Here is a 15,614-nt window from a genome sequence, read left to right as displayed (position 1 = left end):
TAGGGCGGGCGGCTTTTGTAGAGTCGAGCCGTGCTCGACTGCTCTTCGAGTCCTGCCAGGTGAAACCCGCGCTGCGCGCAGAGTCGAGCACGGCTCGACTCTACATGGCGCTGCTGCCGGTCAGCCGAAGACAGCTTCGAGCTGGGCCCAGCCGGCGGCATCGACCTGCTCCAGTACGTCCAGCGCCTGCAGGTTCTGCAGCAGCTGGCTGACCCGGCTGGCGCCCAGGATCACGCTGGAGACGTTCGGGTTGCGCAGGCACCAGGCAATCGCCAGCGTCGCCGGGGCATGGCCAAGCGCGCGTGCGACCTCGCTGAAACGGCGCACCTGTGCCAGGCGAGCCTCGGCGTCAGCACCCAGCACCAGGTCCTGCAGCCATTCCATGCCCTCGCGGCCCAGCCGTGCATCGGCCGGGATGCCCTGGTCGTACTTGCCGCTCAACAGGCCTGACGCCAACGGCGAGAAGATCGTGGTGCCCAGGCCGGCGCCGGCATACAGCGGCGCGTACTCGACCTCGACACGCTCGCGGTGCAGCAGGTTGTACTGCGGCTGCTCCATCGACGGGCCCTGCAGGTTGTGCGCCTCGGCGATGTCCAGCGCCTGCTGGATCTGCGCCGCCGACCACTCCGAGGTACCCCAGTAAAGGATCTTGCCTTGCCGCACCAGGGTGTCCATGGCGTGCACGGTCTCGGCGATCGGTGCGTCTGGATCCGGGCGGTGGCAGTAATAGAGGTCGAGGTAATCCACCCGCAGGCGCTTGAGCGCGGCGTGGCAGGCGTCGGTCACGTGCTTGCGCGACAGCCCGCGCTGGGTTGGTCGCGGGTCTTTGGCGCTGCCGAAGAACACCTTGCTGGAGACACAGAAGCCATCGCGTGGCAGGCGCAGGTCGGTGATCACATCGCCCATCACCTGTTCGGCGCGACCGTTGGCGTAGCCCTCGGCATTATCGAAGAAGTTGACGCCATGATCCCAGGCGGCGGCCACCAGGTTGCGGGCCTCGTCGCGCGGGATCTGGTCGCCGAAGGTCACCCAGGCGCCGAAGGACAGGGCGGAAATCGGCAGGCCGGTGGAGCCCAGGCGACGGTATTGCATGCGAATCTCCTGCTGCGGGCCCGCATCCGGGCCGGGATCGAACCGCCATTCTACCTGCCCCTGCCGGCCGCAACCCCTTGCCGTTGCTGGCCTGATCGGTACCGATGGCCGCGCGCACGCTGCTTTTCCTTGCCCCGGCCCCTGCCCTGCACTAGGCTTCCCGTTTTTCGCGACGCCCCAGGGGAGTCACTCACATGGTCGAAGGTTTGGGCAGGATCGGCTTCGGCCTGTTCGGGTTGGCGGTGCTGATCGGCATCACCTGGTTGTTTTCCAACAACAAGCGTGCGGTTGACTGGAAGCTGGTTGCCACCGGTATCACCCTGCAGATCGCATTCGCGGCGCTGGTGATCCTGGTGCCGGGCGGCCGCGACGTGTTCGATGCGCTGGGCCACGGCTTCGTGAAGGTGCTGAGCTTCGTCAACGAAGGTTCGAAGTTCATCTTCGGCTCGTTGATGGACGTCAAGAACTACGGCTTCATCTTCGCCTTCCAGGTGCTGCCGACCATCATCTTCTTCTCGGCGCTGATGGGGGTGATGTACCACCTCAACGTCATGCAGGGCATCGTGCGCGTGATGGCCTGGTCGATCACCAAGGTGATGCGCGTGTCCGGTGCGGAAACCACCAGCGTCTGCGCCAGCGTCTTCATCGGCCAGACCGAGGCGCCGCTGACGGTGCGCCCGTACATCGCCAAGATGACCCAGTCCGAGCTGCTGACCATGATGATCGGCGGCATGGCCCACATCGCCGGCGGCGTGCTGGCGGCCTACGTGGGCATGCTCGGCGGCGGCGACCCGGTACAGCAGGCCTTCTACGCCAAGCACCTGCTGGCGGCGAGCATCATGGCCGCGCCGGCCACGCTGGTCGTGGCCAAGCTGCTGATTCCGGAAACCGGTACCCCGCTCACCCGCGGCACGGTGAAGATGGAAGTGGAGAAGACCTCCAGCAACATCATCGATGCCGCGGCCGCTGGCGCCGGTGACGGCCTGAAGCTGGCGCTGAACATCGGCGCGATGCTGCTGGCCTTCATCGCACTGATCGCGCTGCTGAACGCCCCGCTGACCTGGATCGGTGAAGTGACCGGGCTGGCCGCGCAGATCGGCAAGCCGACCAACCTGTCGACCATCTTCGGCTACGTGCTGGCACCGATCGCCTGGGTGATCGGCACGCCGTGGGCCGATGCCACCACCGTCGGTTCGCTGATCGGCCAGAAGGTCGTGATCAACGAATTCGTCGCCTATACCGAACTGTCGCAGATCGTGAACGGCCAGGTGGCGGGCGTGAGCCTGTCTGACGAAGGTCGCCTGATCGCCACCTACGCGCTGTGCGGCTTTGCCAACTTCAGCTCGATCGCGATCCAGATCGGCGGCATCGGCGGCCTGGCCCCGGAACGTCGCCACGATCTGGCCAAGTTCGGCCTGCGCGCGGTGCTGGGCGGTACCATTGCCACCTTCATGACGGCGACCATCGCCGGCGTGCTGACGCACTTCAGTTGAACCCTTGGTTGAGAAAAGATTCCCTATGAGCAGCAGTGTCGTTGTCGTCGGTTCCTTCAATGTCGATCACGTGTGGCGGTGCGAGTCGCTGCCGGCACCGGGTGCGACCATTGCCGGCCGCTACAGCACCGGCCCCGGTGGCAAGGGCTTCAACCAGGCCGTGGCGGCCTGCCGCGCCGGTGCCGACACCCACTTCGTGTGCGCGTTGGGCGATGACGCCGGTGGCGCCACCGCCCGCGAGCTGGCCGCACAGGATGGCTTCGGGCTGATCGCCGAAGCCAGCAGCGAACCGACCGGCACTGCTGGTATCTACGTGGATGCCCGCGGCCGCAACACCATCGTGATCGGCCCGGGTGCCAACGCCGCACTGAGCACCGACTTCCTGCAACAGCAGCAGGCGCTGCTGACCGGCGCCAAGGTGGTGCTGGTGCAGCTGGAATCGCCGGTGCCGACCATCGAAGCAGCGTTGGCCAGCGCCCGCGAGGCCGGTGTCACCACCGTGCTCAACACCGCGCCGGCCGATGCCCCCTCCACCATCGGCCTGCTCAAGCTGGCCGATGTGATCACCCCGAACGAGACCGAGTTCGCCGCCCTGCTTGGCCGTCATGTCGGCGAGCGCGTGGATGCCAACGACGTCGCTGCGCTGGATGGCGCCAGCCTGCATGCGCTGTGCCGCAAGCTGGTCGGCAACGGTACGGTGGTGGTGACCCTGGGTTCGGTGGGTGTGTTCGTGTCGCATGCCGACGAGAACCTGCGCGGCGATACCCAGCCGTACTATCGCGTGGGTGCCGAACAAGTGCAGGCAATCGACACCACCGGTGCCGGTGACGCCTTCAACGGTGCGCTGGCCGCGTCGCTGGCGCAGGTGGCCGACGCCCCGTTCGCCCGCCACGTGCGCTTCGCCAACCAGTTCGCCGGCCGTTCGACCGAGAAGGAAGGCGCCGCTGCGGCGATGCCACGCTTCACCCCGGCTGATTCTGAAGCAAAGTAGATCCACCTCACGCGTGGATGAACGAGCCCGGGCATGCAGATGCCCGGGCTTTTTTTATGGTTCTTCCGCATGTCGCAACAGCTGCCCCGCTGCAATCGCCAGCAGCGCCACCGCGGCGGCCGCCATGCCCAGCGAGCCCAGGCCCCAGCGTTCGATGGCCCCGCCACCGAGCAACGCGCCCAGGCCGATACCGGCATTGGCGGCCGACACATTCAAGGTGCCGGCCAGCGCCTGTGCCTGCGGCGCCGCGCGCATCACCCGCACCTGGCACAGCGGGAACAGCGCGGTATGCGCAACACCCCACAACGCCAGTGCGATGACCGCCCCCCCTCCCTGCCCGGCCAGCCAGACGCTGGCCAGCACGCCCAGCGCCAGCACCGTGCAGAACGCCAGCGTCGCGGCCAGCGGTGCACGATCCACCCAACGCCCGCCCAGTGCATTGCCAAGCAACCCGACCGCACCGAAGCCCATCAGCCACCAACCCACCTGCGCGGCGGGAACCTGCAACAGGCGCTCGAGCACGTCGGCCAGATAGGTGTAGGCGGTGAACATGGCGGTGAACACCAGCACCGACAGCAGCACGTTGCCCAGCAACCACGGCTGCCGCAGCACGCGCGCCTGTTCGCCCAGCGCGCGCCGTGACTCTACTGCGGTGCCCGGCATCCACAGTGCGAGTGCGCCCGCCATCAGCAGCGACAGCGCCGACAGCAGCCAGAAGCTGCCGCGCCAACCGATGGCCTCGGCGGCCAGCGTACCCAGCGGGATGCCGAACAGCATCGCGGCGGTGATGCCCAGATAGACCCGTGCCACCGCACGCCCCCCCTGCCCCGCCGGCGCCAGCTGCGCGGCAGTCTCGCTGGCCGTGCCCCAGAACACCGGCAGCGCCAACGCAGGCAGCACCCGCGCCAGGGCCAGCAACCACGGCAGCGTGGCCACCGCCGCGAGCGCGTTGGAGGCCGCAAACAGCAGCAGGATGGCCACGAACAGGCGACGCCGGTCGAGATGCGCCAACAGTGCGGTCAGTGGTGGTCCGGCCAGCATCACGGTGAACGCGAACAAGGTGACCAGCTGCCCGGCGCGTGCGATGCCCAGGCCGAGATCGCGCGCCAGCGCCGGCAGCAAGCCGACGATCAGGAATTCGGTGGTGACGATGACGAACGCGGAGACCGCCAACAGTGCAACGGACAGGCGGGCACGGGCAGCACGGTGACCGGTGGCAACGGAACAATCGAGGGAAGACATGCAGGACCGCCAGGGACAAGGGCCGCCCAGCCTATTTCCTCCCCTAATTCCGATTACTGCTATGTTTTCCATCCATTCCGGACAGATATTCACCCATGCTTCCCAACGAACGGCTGCGCGGCATCGAGGCCTTCGTCGCCACCGCCGACGCTGGCAGCTTCACCGCCGCCGCGGAGCGGCTGCATCTGACCAGTTCGGCGGTCGGCAAGACCGTTGCCCGGCTGGAAGCGCGCCTGGGCGCGCGGTTGTTCGAACGCAGCACCCGCCGCCTGCGCCTGACCGAGGCCGGTGAGGGCTTTTACCGCACGTGCGTGCGCGTGCTTGGCGAACTGGCCGATGCCGAATCGGTGCTGGCCGCGCATGCCGATGCCGCGGTGGGCCGCCTGCGGGTGGACGCACCGGCCACCTTCGGGCGATTGAAAGTCTGGCCGCTGCTGCTGCAGCTGGCCGCCGAGTTTCCCCGGCTGCGGCCACAAGTGACCTTCAGCGACCGCTTCATCGACCTGGCCGAGGACGGTATCGATCTGGCCGTGCGCATCGGCGGCCCGGAACCGTTGCCGGCCACCCTCGGCAGCCGCCTGCTCGGTTACGAATGCCTGCGCTTCTGCGCCTCACCGGCCTACCTGCAGCAGCACGGCCTGCCGACCTCCGGGGCGGAGCTGGCCGACCACGATGGCGTGCTGTTCGGCCGTGCCGACGGCAGTATCGGCCCGTGGCAGGTGGCCGATGGAGGGCAGCGCAGCGCACCGCTGCAGGCCCGCGCACGGATGGTGGTCGGCAGTGCCGAAGCACAGGTGGCGGCCGTCGAGGCGGGCTTCGGCATCGCCCAGCTGGCCAGCTGGCTGGTCGATGACGCGCTGGCACGTGGCAGCCTGGTCTCGATCCTGCCGGCGCTGGACTGCCGTGGCCTGCCGTTGCGGCTGTTGTGGCCGCAGGGCCGGCAACGGCTGCCGCGTGTGGATGTGGCATTGGACCATCTCGGCACCGGATTGCGGATCGACCCTCCGCACTGATTCCGGCTGCGACCACCCGTCGCATTGCCCGCACTGCGGCCCTCGCCCACCATCCGCGCAGCTTCCTTGCACGGGCAGGACATGGACGGATTCCCCTGGCTGCTGGTCGCAGCCGCTGGCAGTGCCATCGCAGCACTGCTGCACATCGGCTGCATCGCCTTCGGCGCGCCGTGGTACCAGCGTTTCGGCGCTGGCTCGCGCATGGTGCGGCTGGCCCGGGCCGGCCACTGGTGGCCACCACTGATGACCGCCGCCATCACCGCCGTGCTGGTGGCCTGGACGCTGTATGCGCTGGCAGCCGCCGGCTGGCATTCGCCGCTGCCGGCCAGCCGTCTGGTTCTGCCCTGCATCGCTGCATTGTTGCTGCTGCGTGCAGCGATGGGCTTCGGCCTGGCGTTGTTCCGGCCGGGGTACAACGGCTCACGCTTCTGGGTGACCAGCTCATTGGCCTGCCTGGGGCTGGGCCTGGCCTTCGCCCTGGGCACCCGCCAGGCCTGGCAGGCTTTGGGCTAGGCCCTCACCCAGCCGCCTACCATCGCCTGCCCATGGGGGCGGCGGAAGCAACCGTCAAGCATCTGCTGATACCCGTGCGGCATGAGAACGGTCCGGATCGGCCTGAACCCGGCCGTGCCGGACACGTTCGCGTGGGCGCCCGCGCCCTACAATGGGCGCATGCAGATCGGCCCGTACTCCATTGCTCCCAACGTCGTGCTGGCGCCCATGGCCGGCGTCACCGACAAGCCCTTCCGCCTGCTGTGCAAACGGCTGGGCGCGGGACTGGCTGCCTCGGAAATGACCATCAGCGACCCGCGCTTCTGGAACACGCGCAAGTCGATCCACCGCATGGACCACGACGGCGAACCGGCACCGATCAGCGTGCAGATCGCAGGCACCGAGCCGCAGCAGCTGGCCGAGGCCGCGCGCTACAACGTCGACCACGGCGCGCAGATCATCGACATCAACATGGGCTGCCCGGCCAAGAAGGTGTGCAACGCCTGGGCCGGTTCGGCACTGATGCGCGACGAGCAGCTGGTGGCGCGCATCCTCGAAGCCGTGGTCAACGCGGTGGACGTGCCGGTCACCCTGAAGATCCGCACGGGCTGGGACTGCGACCATCGCAACGGCCCGCTGATCGCGCGCATTGCCGAGGACAGCGGCATTGCTGCGCTGGCCGTGCACGGCCGCACCCGCGACCAGCACTACACCGGCCAGGCCGAGTACGCCACCATCGGCGAGATCAAGGCCGCGCTGCGCATACCGGTCATCGCCAATGGCGATATCGATTCGCCGCAGAAGGCCGCCTTTGTGTTGAAGCAGACCGGCGTGGATGCAGTGATGATCGGTCGCTCGGCGCAGGGACGGCCGTGGATCTTCCGCGAGGTGGCGCATTACCTGGCCACCGGCGAGGAACTGCCGCCGCCGTCGCTGGCCGAAGTACGCGACATCCTGCTCGGCCATCTGCACGCACTGCACGCGTTCTACGGCGAGCCACAGGGCGTGCGCATCGCACGCAAGCACCTGGGCTGGTACGCCAAGGACCGGCCGGAAAACGCGGCGTTCCGTGCGGTGGTCAACCGTGCCGAGGATCCGGCCAGCCAGATCGCACTGACCACCGACTACTTCGACCGCCTGATCGCTGGGGAACCGGCGCTGTCTTCGGCGGCCTGAGCCGCCCGCCCCGCGTTTCCGAACAGTCGAGCCAGCTCGACGCTACAAGAGCCCGCCGTCATGACTCCGCCGATCTCCTCCCCGACCTACCTGCACGGATTCTCCGGCACCGAGCAGCAGCGCCTGATGACCCAGGCCCGCCTGCTGGAATCGAGCATCTTCGGCCAGATCGACTACAGCGGCGCGCGGCGCCTGCTGGAAGTCGGCAGCGGCGTCGGCGCACAGACCGAGATCCTGCTGCGCCGCTTCCCGGAGCTGCACGTGACCGGTGTGGACCTGAGCGAAACGCAGCTGGCCACCGCACGCGAGAACCTGGCGCGCACGCCGTGGTGCAGCGACCGTTACACCCTGCAGCAGGCCGATGCCGGCGAACTGCCGTTCGAGGCCCGCAGCTTTGATTCGGCGTTCCTGTGCTGGGTGCTGGAGCACGTGCCGTCACCGGCGCGCGTGTTGAGCGAAGTGCGCCGGGTGCTGGCCCCGGGCTCGCCGGTGTACATCACCGAGGTGATGAACGCCTCGTTCCTGCTCGACCCGTACTCACCGCACATCTGGCGCTACTGGATGGCCTTCAACGACTTCCAGTACGACCACGGCGGCGACCCGTTCGTCGGCGCCAAGCTGGGCAACCTGCTGCTGGCCGGCGGCTTCCGCGATGTGCAGACCGAGATCAAGACCATCCACCTGGACAACCGCGAACCGGCCCGTCGCAAGACGATGATCGCGTTCTGGGAACAGCTGCTGCTGTCGGCGGCCGACCAGCTGCTGCAGGCCGGCTCGGTGGACGAGGAAACCGTGGAAGGCATGCGCCGCGAGTTCCGGCTGGTGCAGAACGACCCGAACGCGGTGTTCTTCTACTCGTTCGTGCAGGGCCGCGCGACGGTGTATTGAACGCAACCTCGCCGTGGCGAGGGCAACCCGCTAGAATTTCGCCAACATGGCTGCACAAGGTGCATGCCGCGTCCCATGCTGCCAGCCGGATTCCGGACGGCATGCGCGCCACACCGGCGGCACCTGATCTGTGAGCGAAAGATGACCGACAGCGGACGACCGCCAACGCCTGCGCACGATGCGGGCCTGCCAGGTGGATGGAGTACAAATCAGGCAAGGCTCTTGCTGGGCCTGCTGGCCGCGTTCTGCATCCTGTATGTTGCTTTTGCGTTGACTCCTTCGTCCTACGCGCTGGCATTCGAGCGTATGGGCCTGGAACCTTTGCAGCCGTTGCTCGGCTCTGCCCGGTCTATCCGCTCGGATGAGTGGATGGTTTACACGCCCTACGTACAGATCGCCGTCGCTAACGATTTCGGCCAGATGAATGCGCACTCACCCTATCGTGAGTCGCTGCGCACCTTTCAGGCGCTTCCGCTGCTTGACTGGGGTCTATTGTTCAAGCCTTACCACTGGGCGTTCTTCATTCTGCCTCCGGCAAACGCCTATTCGTTCTTCTTCGTTTTCATGGCCGTGGCATTCCTGTCCGGCTGGACAACGTTCCTGCGTCAACTTCGATTACCTCCGCTTCCCGCACTGCTGATCGCCAGCATCCTGTTCTTCTCGCCGTTCGTGCAGGTCTGGTGGTCCAGCAACGCTGGTGCGTTCGCCCTTGCACCCTGGTGCGCAGTCGCCTGGCTCGGCATCGGCAACCGCTGGCTGCGCATACTGGCCAGCGCATATGCGCTGTCTGCCTGGCTGGTGGCAGCAACCTATCCCCCGTTCACCATCGGCTCGCTGCTGACGATGGGTTTACTGGTTCTGGCATTTCGCCGTGAGACGTTGTCGCTTCCCCGGTTGCTCGATGCAGTTGCCGCCGGCCTGCTTTCGTTGGCGGTGTTCTTCGGCTACTTCCACGAGATCATCCAGATCGCCCGCGACACGGTCTACCCTGGGCAGCGTGTGAGTGCAGGAGGTGGGGTAAGCCCGGTGTCCCTGCTGGCGCATGTATTTCCCAACCTGATGACTTACAAGTTCGTGCCGTTGCCGTCCTTCACGACATCCAACGAATGCGAGATCGCAGTACTGGGCAGCCTGTTGCCGCTATTCACGCTGGTGCTGATCGACGGGAGCCGGTTCCGTTGCTGGGTGCGCAACAACCGCCGCGCGCTGTCGATCCTGGTCGCAGGCCTGCTTTTGGTGGCGTGCTGGATGTTTCTGCCGGTTCCGGCACTGATCGGCAAGCTCACCGGCCTGTCGCTGGTACCACCTATCCGTGCCCTGCTTGCCTTTGGCCTGCTGCTCAACATCGCCTGCGCCATTATCCTCATCCAGTGCGGCGCGCTTCTTCAACGCGGGCGCCTACTGCTGCTAGCAGGTCTGCTGGCCATCGGCAGCCTGGCCAAGTACCCGCTCGGTAACGATGGTTTCCACCATTTGTATAGCGCCTACGACATAGTTCCTTATCTCTGCCTTGCCGCTCTCGCAGTTGCTGCCAGCCGCCCTCAGTGGTCGAAGAATGCACCCACGCTGGTACTGGCCGCCGCCGCATTGACCAATCTGCTGGGCAACGGCCTGTTCAATCCGGTGCAGCCGGCGGGGCCCATCTTTTCGATTGATCGCCAGGCGGTGCTGCAGGCACAGCAGGCGCGCGGCGCGCGCATCAATGCGGATGGCGCGCTGGTCGCGACGGGCAGCTTGGGTGGTCTACTTCCCGGCGCTGGCATTCCGGCAGTAAATCACGTGTTGTATCTGCCGCAGATGGGTTACTTCCGAAGGTACTTCCCGACGATGCCGGAACGAGATTTCAACTTCATCTTCAACCGCTATCATCATGTCAGCGTGAACCCAAGCAGCGATATCCCTCGCCTGTTGCAGGCAGATCTGGTGGAAGTCCCAGCGAAGGTAATGCTGGCTCCGCCCACCGAACGCTGAGCATCTGCCGCAACCGCCAATCACCGCGCGATCAATGCACAGCAGTGTCATCCCCCCGGGGCTGCACTGCCGGCTCCTGCCAGATCCGCTGCCACATCGCTGCCAGCCGGCGCCCGGCATCGGCACGCGCGGCCGGGCTGCTGTAGTCCACCCGGAGCTGTTCGGGCGTGATCGCCCGCCACTGGCCATCAACCTGTTCGGCCACCGCGAAGTTGAAGGTGTAGTCCGGTTCCAGGCCCATGCGTAGATCACTAAGCACCAGCCGGCCGTCAACCACCCGCGCACGCATGAAGCCGCGGTTGAACCACTGCAGCTGCTGCACCGCAGGAATGCCCTCCGCTTCGCGCAATGCCTGCACGTTGGACGCATACCCTTCGAACTGCATCGGCCCATGGTCGGCCACCAGCGAGCGGTCGCCCACCACGTAGCCGTTCGGCGTCATCGCCACCACCCGCCACAGCAGCGTGTTGAACGGCATCGGCACCGAGAAGCGCGGCGCATCGCCCAGCCCCATCGCCGCCAGGCTCTGCTGCGCGGCACGGTCGACCTGCGCCTTGGCGATCAGGCCCCAACCCAGGTAGCCACTACTGATCAGCAGCGCCACACCCAGCACCTTGCCAGTCCAGGGACGGGCGCGGCCAAACCAGGCCAGCACGCAGCCCAGCAGCAGCCACACCGTGTAGCCAGGATCGATGATGAAGACGCTGGAACCCATGGTCGGGTGTGGCCGCAACGGCCACCACAGTTGGGTGCCGTAGACGGTGAACGCATCCAGCACGGGATGGGTGACCAGCGCCAACTGGATCGCCCAGAACCAGCGCACCGGTGACTGCGCGACGCGGCCATTGCCGAAGCGCTTGAACAACCACCAGATCAGCGCGGCCACCCACGGCAGCACCAGCAACGAATGGCTGAAGCTGCGGTGCTCCACCATGTTCGCCACCGGGTCTGCGGCAGTGAAGCCCAACCACAGAGCATCGAGGTCCGGCAGGGTGCCAAGTGCGGCACCGGCCAGCAGGGCCGCGCGGCGATGGCCGGGCGGAGCGATGACAGCGGCGACGGCGCCACCGAGCACGATCTGGGTCAGGGAATCCATGGGCCGATGCTAGCGGCTTGCGCGCGGTGTATGTAGAGCCGAGCCGCGCCACCATTGATCAAGGGCGCCAGTCCGTAGGGCGCATCGCAATGCGCGGGGAAGCATCCGCCCCGCTCGCGCCCTTGTGGAGTCGAGCCATGCTCGCCTGTTTTTCGGTTCGCCCCCCGTCGCGCCACGTCCGCAGAGCATGGGCTCGGCTCTTATCTCTTGCGACTCTGGCACCTTAGGTGCCGAGAGCCCGGCGCGGGCGACCGTTCGGCTCTAGGTCTTCTCGATCGCTCTGTAGCAAGGATCTCCGCGCCGGTTTCTCCCTGATCCGCCCGAACAGTTGATCGAGTTGGCGCTCGCACTGATAAGACTGGGCAAGCGGGGGGAGCTCTCGGCCCTGTCAGCCTAGCGGAGTTACCTCATGTTTGGGATCGGGATCGATGTCAGTGGTGAGAATCTGGATGTTGCCGTCCATGAACAGGCCTTTCGCCAGTTCAAGAACAGCAAACGTGGCTGGAATAGCCTGATCCGGTGGTTGCAGCAGTGGCCAGCCAAGCAGGTCGTGCTCGAGGCCAGTGGCGGCTACGAGCAAAAGGCACTGGATGCGCTGCATGAAGCAGGCCTGCCGATGGTACGAATCAATCCTGGCCGTGGCCGCAGCTTTGCCTCAGCCACGGGAAAGCAGGCCAAGACCGATCGTATTGATGCCATGGTGCTGGCCCACATGGCCGATGCCCTAAAGCTGACCCGCTACGTACCGCCAGCGGCTTGGCAGCGCCGTCTGAGTGAGCTGTGCCAGCGACGTCGCCACCTGGTCCAGATGCGGGTGAGCGAGCATCAGCGCATGCGCGCGTTCAGCGAACCCAGCCTGATTTCCATGCTGAATCAACACCTGCGCGAGATCCAGAAAAGCATCAAGCAGCTCGACGCCACCATCGCAGCGCTGCTGGCCGAACAGGAAGGATGGCGTGACTTTGCCAAGCTCAAAGGTGCCGGCCCGGTGTTGATGGCAACCCTGGCCTGCGAGCTCCCGGAGCTGGGCAAGCTCAGCGGGAAAGCCATCTCGGCCTTGGTAGGGGTTGCCCCCATGAACCGCGAAAGCGGCACCTGGAAAGGGAGACGGAGCATTAGCGGTGGCCGCGCCGTTGTACGCGAAGCGCTCTACATGGCGGCGCTGACGGCCAAACGCTATGAGCCTCGGCTCAAGGAATTTTTTGAATCCCTCGTCAAGCAGGGCAAGCCGGGCAAGGTGGCTTTGGTCGCGGTGATGCGCAAGATGCTGGTGATCCTCAACGCCCGCAAAAGGGATGCGGAGGCCCAGATGGCCTCCGCCTGACAAGACAGTTGCTACAGGAGAACAGACGCGCGTTACGCCGCCTGCGACAGCCGCGCGCCCGGCAGTTCCACCAGGGTCTGCCCGTTGTGGTCGAGCAGGCGCAGCGCGCCATCGTGGTCTTCGACCAGCGCGGTCAGGCTCTCCACCCAGTCGCCATCGTTGGCGTAGACCAGGCCATCGCGCTCGATCAGCGCGGCGCGGTGGATGTGGCCACAGACGATGCCATCCAGGCCGCGCCGGCGCACGTCGTCCAGCCCGGCCTGCACGAAGCGCTCGATGTAGCGCTCGGCTGCACCACTACGCTTTTTCAGGAATTCAGACAGCGACCAGTAGCGCATGCCCAGCACGCGCCGCACCGCGTTCAATGCCTGGTTGCCGGTGAGGATCCGGTAGTACAGCCAGTCGCCGAACTTCTCCTGCAGCCCCCCGAAGTGGGTCACGCCATCGTAGTCGTCGCCATGCACGACCAGCAGCCGGCGGCCGTCAGCAGTGGTATGGATCGCACGGCGACGCACCTGCATCGCCGGCAGCATCAGCCCGCACACCTGGCGCAGCGAGGCGTCGTGGTTGCCGGGAATGTAGATGATCTCGGTGCCAGCACGGCGCAGCGCATGCAGGGCCTGGATGACTTCACTGTGCGACTGCCGCCAGTTGGCGCGGCGGTGGGCCATCCACCACAGGTCGATGATGTCACCGACCAGGTACAGCCGCTCGCAGCGCAACTGCGAGAGGAACCGGGCCAGCTCGGCGGCGTGGCAGTGGCGCGAGCCCAGGTGCACGTCGGAAACGAACACTGCGCGCCGGTGTGGCGACAGGTTCGCCAGCGTGCTCATGCCGGCATCCCCGCATCGCGCAGGTAGCGTTTGCGCTTGTTGGGCCGTATCGCACACAGGTCCACTTCGATCAGGCCATCGATCGAATCGCTGAAATCCGGATCGACACCGAAGGCAAGGAAGCGGGCGCCGCCGGGTTCGCACAGGTCGGTGTACTGGCGGTACAGCGTCGGTACGCCGGTGCCGAGTGCGGCCAGGTTGGCCTTCAGCACATCGAATGCGGCGCCGGCATCCAGCTCGCCGAAGCTCGGTGGTGCCGCGAAGTACTGGAACGGCCGGTTCGATTCAACCAGGCCGGCGCTACCGCTGTAATAGCGCTGGTAGTACGCCACCAGCTGCTCGCGCGCATCACGCGGCAGTGCCGCGCTGATCGACACTGCGCCGAACAGGTAGCGGATGCCCGGCCGGCACTGCAGGTAGGCACCGATGCCCTGCCACAGGTAGTCCAGGCTGCGGCTGCCCCAGTAATCGGGCACCACGAAGCTGCGCCCCAGTTCCAGGCCCTCGGCGATGTGAGTGATGGCGTCGTCGGAATAACGGAACAACGACGCGCTGTAGAGCCCGGAAAGACCATGCCGGGCCAGCGCATGGGCACCGCGCATGATGCGGTAGGCGCCGGCGATGCGCTGCGCGGCCGCGTCCCATATCACGATGTGCTCGTACTGCGGATCGAAGGCGTCCAGGTCACGGCTGCGGCCGGTGCCCTCGCCGACCTGGCGGAAGGTCAGCTCGCGCAGGCGGCCCAGTTCCAGCAGCAGCGGCGAATCGGCCGCGCAGGTGGCCAGCAGGATCTGCTTGCCGTCGGCGGTCTGGCCCAGCTGGGTAGCGGCCGCGATACCCGCGGCGACCTGCGAGGGCGGCACCGGCGCGGCCAGCGGCTCGGGACCTGCGCAGACAGCGGCATCTGCGGCCGCGCCATTGCGACCCAGCGCGTAAAGCGCGCGACGCACCGCGAGCAGCTGCGCGCCCGGGTCACCGCCCTTGCCCAGCTGCATCGGCTCACCGATGCACAGCCGCAGCGGGCGCCCACGACGGGTGAACATCTCGCGCGCCAGCAGCGCGGTACCGGCCGGCTTGAACAGGGTCGAGGCGCCGTAGAACAGCGCCGAGTTGCGCGCTTCCACCCGCACCGGCAACACCGGCGCACCGGCAGCGCGGGCGAAGCGGACAAAACCGCGCTGCCAGCGGCCATCGCGGATGCCGCGCAGCGACAACCGCGAGACCTCACCGGCCGGGAACACGATCACGCACTGCTCGGCGGCCAGCGCTTCTTCGACCGCATGCAGGCTGCCACGTTGGGCCTTGCCACCGAGGATGCGCACCGGCAGCAGCAGGTCCTGCAATGGCGCGATCGCACCTAAAAGGTCGTTGGCCACGATCCGTACGTCGCGGCGGATGCGGCCGACCGCGTCCAGCAGGGCCAGCGCGTCCAGCGCCCCGGACGGATGGTTGGCGACGATCAGCAGGCGGCCGGTGGCGGGAATCTTCGCCAGCGCGGCTGGATCCACCTGGTACTGGCCATCGATGAATTCCAGGCCGGCGGCGACGAACCCGAATCCGCGCAATCCTGCACTGCGCTGCAGGAACGCTTCGATCTGGTCCAGGCGCGACCAGCGTCCGACGCTGCGCAGCAAGGGCCGGGCCAGTTGGCCACGACGACCATGGAACCAATCGGGAAAGCGTTGCTGGAGACGCTGTTCGAGTTCCTGCATGGCGTGTTCGCTCGTGCCCGGCGGCCGGATTGGCCGACAGCCTGCGCCCGGCAGGCGGCAGCCAGATGGCGGTTTCGGGGCAGAACGATGACGGCCGGGTGCCCCGGAGCGGGGTCGCAGACTGCGCGGCCGGGGCCAGGCAGGACCCGCGCCGTTGTCACGCTGGTGGAACACTGGGCGTCGAGGCTGGGCCTCAATCCCCCTGCAGCGGGCCCTGCAGGCCTACATGGGCTTAACCACCGGCAACCGGTACAGGTTCACAATGCACAGGCGGCGCACCCCGTGTATCAT

Annotated in this window: 13 protein-coding genes; 8 read left to right on the top strand and 5 right to left on the bottom strand. The window is 66.8% G+C overall.

Going from position 1 to position 15,614, the window contains the following annotated elements; genetic code table 11:
- Positions 1-120 precede the first annotated feature (120 nt).
- A complete protein-coding gene (locus ACZK2G_RS03490; RefSeq protein ID WP_046982728.1) occupies positions 121-1,092 on the bottom strand; it encodes an aldo/keto reductase in 972 nt (323 codons plus the stop codon).
- 194 nt (positions 1,093-1,286) lie between these two features.
- On the opposite strand from ACZK2G_RS03490, the gene ACZK2G_RS03485 reads away from it, so the two are divergent.
- Both ACZK2G_RS03485 and ACZK2G_RS03480 read left to right on the top strand, forming a co-directional pair.
- Positions 1,287-2,585, top strand: coding sequence for a NupC/NupG family nucleoside CNT transporter (locus ACZK2G_RS03485; protein ID WP_004144334.1), 1,299 nt, complete (start codon positions 1,287-1,289; stop codon positions 2,583-2,585).
- A 25-nt stretch (positions 2,586-2,610) separates the two neighbouring features.
- Positions 2,611-3,576: a ribokinase gene (locus ACZK2G_RS03480; protein WP_046982727.1), complete on the top strand. Its 966-nt coding sequence runs from the start codon at positions 2,611-2,613 to the stop codon at positions 3,574-3,576.
- A gap of 54 nt (positions 3,577-3,630) precedes the next feature.
- Here the strand turns inward: ACZK2G_RS03480 and ACZK2G_RS03475 are convergent, their stop codons facing one another.
- Complete coding sequence (locus ACZK2G_RS03475) at positions 3,631-4,818, bottom strand: MFS transporter (RefSeq protein ID WP_337302518.1); 1,188 nt, start codon at positions 4,816-4,818, stop codon at positions 3,631-3,633.
- 95 nt (positions 4,819-4,913) lie between these two features.
- Between ACZK2G_RS03475 and ACZK2G_RS03470 the strand changes: the two genes are divergently transcribed.
- The 5 genes from ACZK2G_RS03470 (at position 4,914) to ACZK2G_RS03450 (ending at position 10,358) form a co-directional block, all read left to right on the top strand.
- On the top strand, positions 4,914-5,831 hold the full coding sequence (locus ACZK2G_RS03470) for a LysR family transcriptional regulator (protein WP_478474707.1): 918 nt from the start codon (positions 4,914-4,916) through the stop codon (positions 5,829-5,831).
- A gap of 81 nt (positions 5,832-5,912) precedes the next feature.
- The gene (locus ACZK2G_RS03465) at positions 5,913-6,344 is read left to right on the top strand and encodes a hypothetical protein (RefSeq protein WP_253079237.1); all 432 of its coding nucleotides are present in this window, start codon (positions 5,913-5,915) and stop codon (positions 6,342-6,344) included.
- Positions 6,345-6,503: 159 nt separating this feature from the next.
- Entirely contained in the window at positions 6,504-7,499 is a 996-nt protein-coding gene (dusB, locus tag ACZK2G_RS03460) for a tRNA dihydrouridine synthase DusB (protein ID WP_046982740.1), read from the top strand.
- A gap of 60 nt (positions 7,500-7,559) precedes the next feature.
- The gene (locus ACZK2G_RS03455) at positions 7,560-8,387 is read left to right on the top strand and encodes a class I SAM-dependent methyltransferase (protein ID WP_046982724.1); all 828 of its coding nucleotides are present in this window, start codon (positions 7,560-7,562) and stop codon (positions 8,385-8,387) included.
- A gap of 222 nt (positions 8,388-8,609) precedes the next feature.
- Positions 8,610-10,358: a DUF7657 domain-containing protein gene (locus ACZK2G_RS03450; RefSeq protein WP_248298475.1), complete on the top strand. Its 1,749-nt coding sequence runs from the start codon at positions 8,610-8,612 to the stop codon at positions 10,356-10,358.
- 31 nt (positions 10,359-10,389) lie between these two features.
- On the opposite strand, the gene ACZK2G_RS03445 is transcribed toward ACZK2G_RS03450, so the two are convergent.
- Positions 10,390-11,454 (bottom strand): metal-dependent hydrolase, encoded by a 1,065-nt coding sequence (locus tag ACZK2G_RS03445; RefSeq protein WP_295380679.1) that lies wholly within the window; start codon positions 11,452-11,454, stop codon positions 10,390-10,392.
- Between the two features lie 409 nt (positions 11,455-11,863).
- On the opposite strand from ACZK2G_RS03445, the gene ACZK2G_RS03440 reads away from it, so the two are divergent.
- The gene (locus ACZK2G_RS03440) at positions 11,864-12,778 is read left to right on the top strand and encodes an IS110 family RNA-guided transposase (protein WP_478474706.1); all 915 of its coding nucleotides are present in this window, start codon (positions 11,864-11,866) and stop codon (positions 12,776-12,778) included.
- A gap of 32 nt (positions 12,779-12,810) precedes the next feature.
- Here ACZK2G_RS03440 and ACZK2G_RS03435 read toward each other — a convergent pair whose 3' ends face one another.
- The gene (locus tag ACZK2G_RS03435) at positions 12,811-13,611 is read right to left on the bottom strand and encodes a UDP-2,3-diacylglucosamine diphosphatase (protein WP_046982721.1); all 801 of its coding nucleotides are present in this window, start codon (positions 13,609-13,611) and stop codon (positions 12,811-12,813) included.
- Positions 13,608-15,323: a bifunctional ornithine lipid synthase OlsF gene (gene olsF, locus ACZK2G_RS03430; RefSeq protein ID WP_046982720.1), complete on the bottom strand. Its 1,716-nt coding sequence runs from the start codon at positions 15,321-15,323 to the stop codon at positions 13,608-13,610. The genes ACZK2G_RS03435 and olsF overlap by 4 nt, the downstream gene beginning before the upstream one ends.
- Between the last annotated feature and the right edge of the window lie 291 nt (positions 15,324-15,614).

It is taken from the genome of Stenotrophomonas sp. 107298_Sma, from assembly GCF_056480345.1.
This window is presented reverse-complemented; position numbering and strand designations above follow the sequence as displayed.

What these genes read in the sequence shown, in the direction of transcription:
- ACZK2G_RS03490 (WP_046982728.1), bottom strand. Translation starts at nt 1,092, where the DNA reads ATGCAATACCGTCGCCTGGGCTCCACCGGCCTGCCGATTTCCGCCCTG.
- ACZK2G_RS03485 (WP_004144334.1), top strand. Translation starts at nt 1,287, where the DNA reads ATGGTCGAAGGTTTGGGCAGGATCGGCTTCGGCCTGTTCGGGTTGGCG.
- ACZK2G_RS03480 (WP_046982727.1), top strand. Translation starts at nt 2,611, where the DNA reads ATGAGCAGCAGTGTCGTTGTCGTCGGTTCCTTCAATGTCGATCACGTG.
- ACZK2G_RS03475 (WP_337302518.1), bottom strand. Translation starts at nt 4,818, where the DNA reads ATGTCTTCCCTCGATTGTTCCGTTGCCACCGGTCACCGTGCTGCCCGT.
- ACZK2G_RS03470 (WP_478474707.1), top strand. Translation starts at nt 4,914, where the DNA reads ATGCTTCCCAACGAACGGCTGCGCGGCATCGAGGCCTTCGTCGCCACC.
- ACZK2G_RS03465 (WP_253079237.1), top strand. Translation starts at nt 5,913, where the DNA reads ATGGACGGATTCCCCTGGCTGCTGGTCGCAGCCGCTGGCAGTGCCATC.
- dusB (WP_046982740.1), top strand. Translation starts at nt 6,504, where the DNA reads ATGCAGATCGGCCCGTACTCCATTGCTCCCAACGTCGTGCTGGCGCCC.
- ACZK2G_RS03455 (WP_046982724.1), top strand. Translation starts at nt 7,560, where the DNA reads ATGACTCCGCCGATCTCCTCCCCGACCTACCTGCACGGATTCTCCGGC.
- ACZK2G_RS03445 (WP_295380679.1), bottom strand. Translation starts at nt 11,454, where the DNA reads ATGGATTCCCTGACCCAGATCGTGCTCGGTGGCGCCGTCGCCGCTGTC.
- ACZK2G_RS03440 (WP_478474706.1), top strand. Translation starts at nt 11,864, where the DNA reads ATGTTTGGGATCGGGATCGATGTCAGTGGTGAGAATCTGGATGTTGCC.
- ACZK2G_RS03435 (WP_046982721.1), bottom strand. Translation starts at nt 13,611, where the DNA reads ATGAGCACGCTGGCGAACCTGTCGCCACACCGGCGCGCAGTGTTCGTT.
- olsF (WP_046982720.1), bottom strand. Translation starts at nt 15,323, where the DNA reads ATGCAGGAACTCGAACAGCGTCTCCAGCAACGCTTTCCCGATTGGTTC.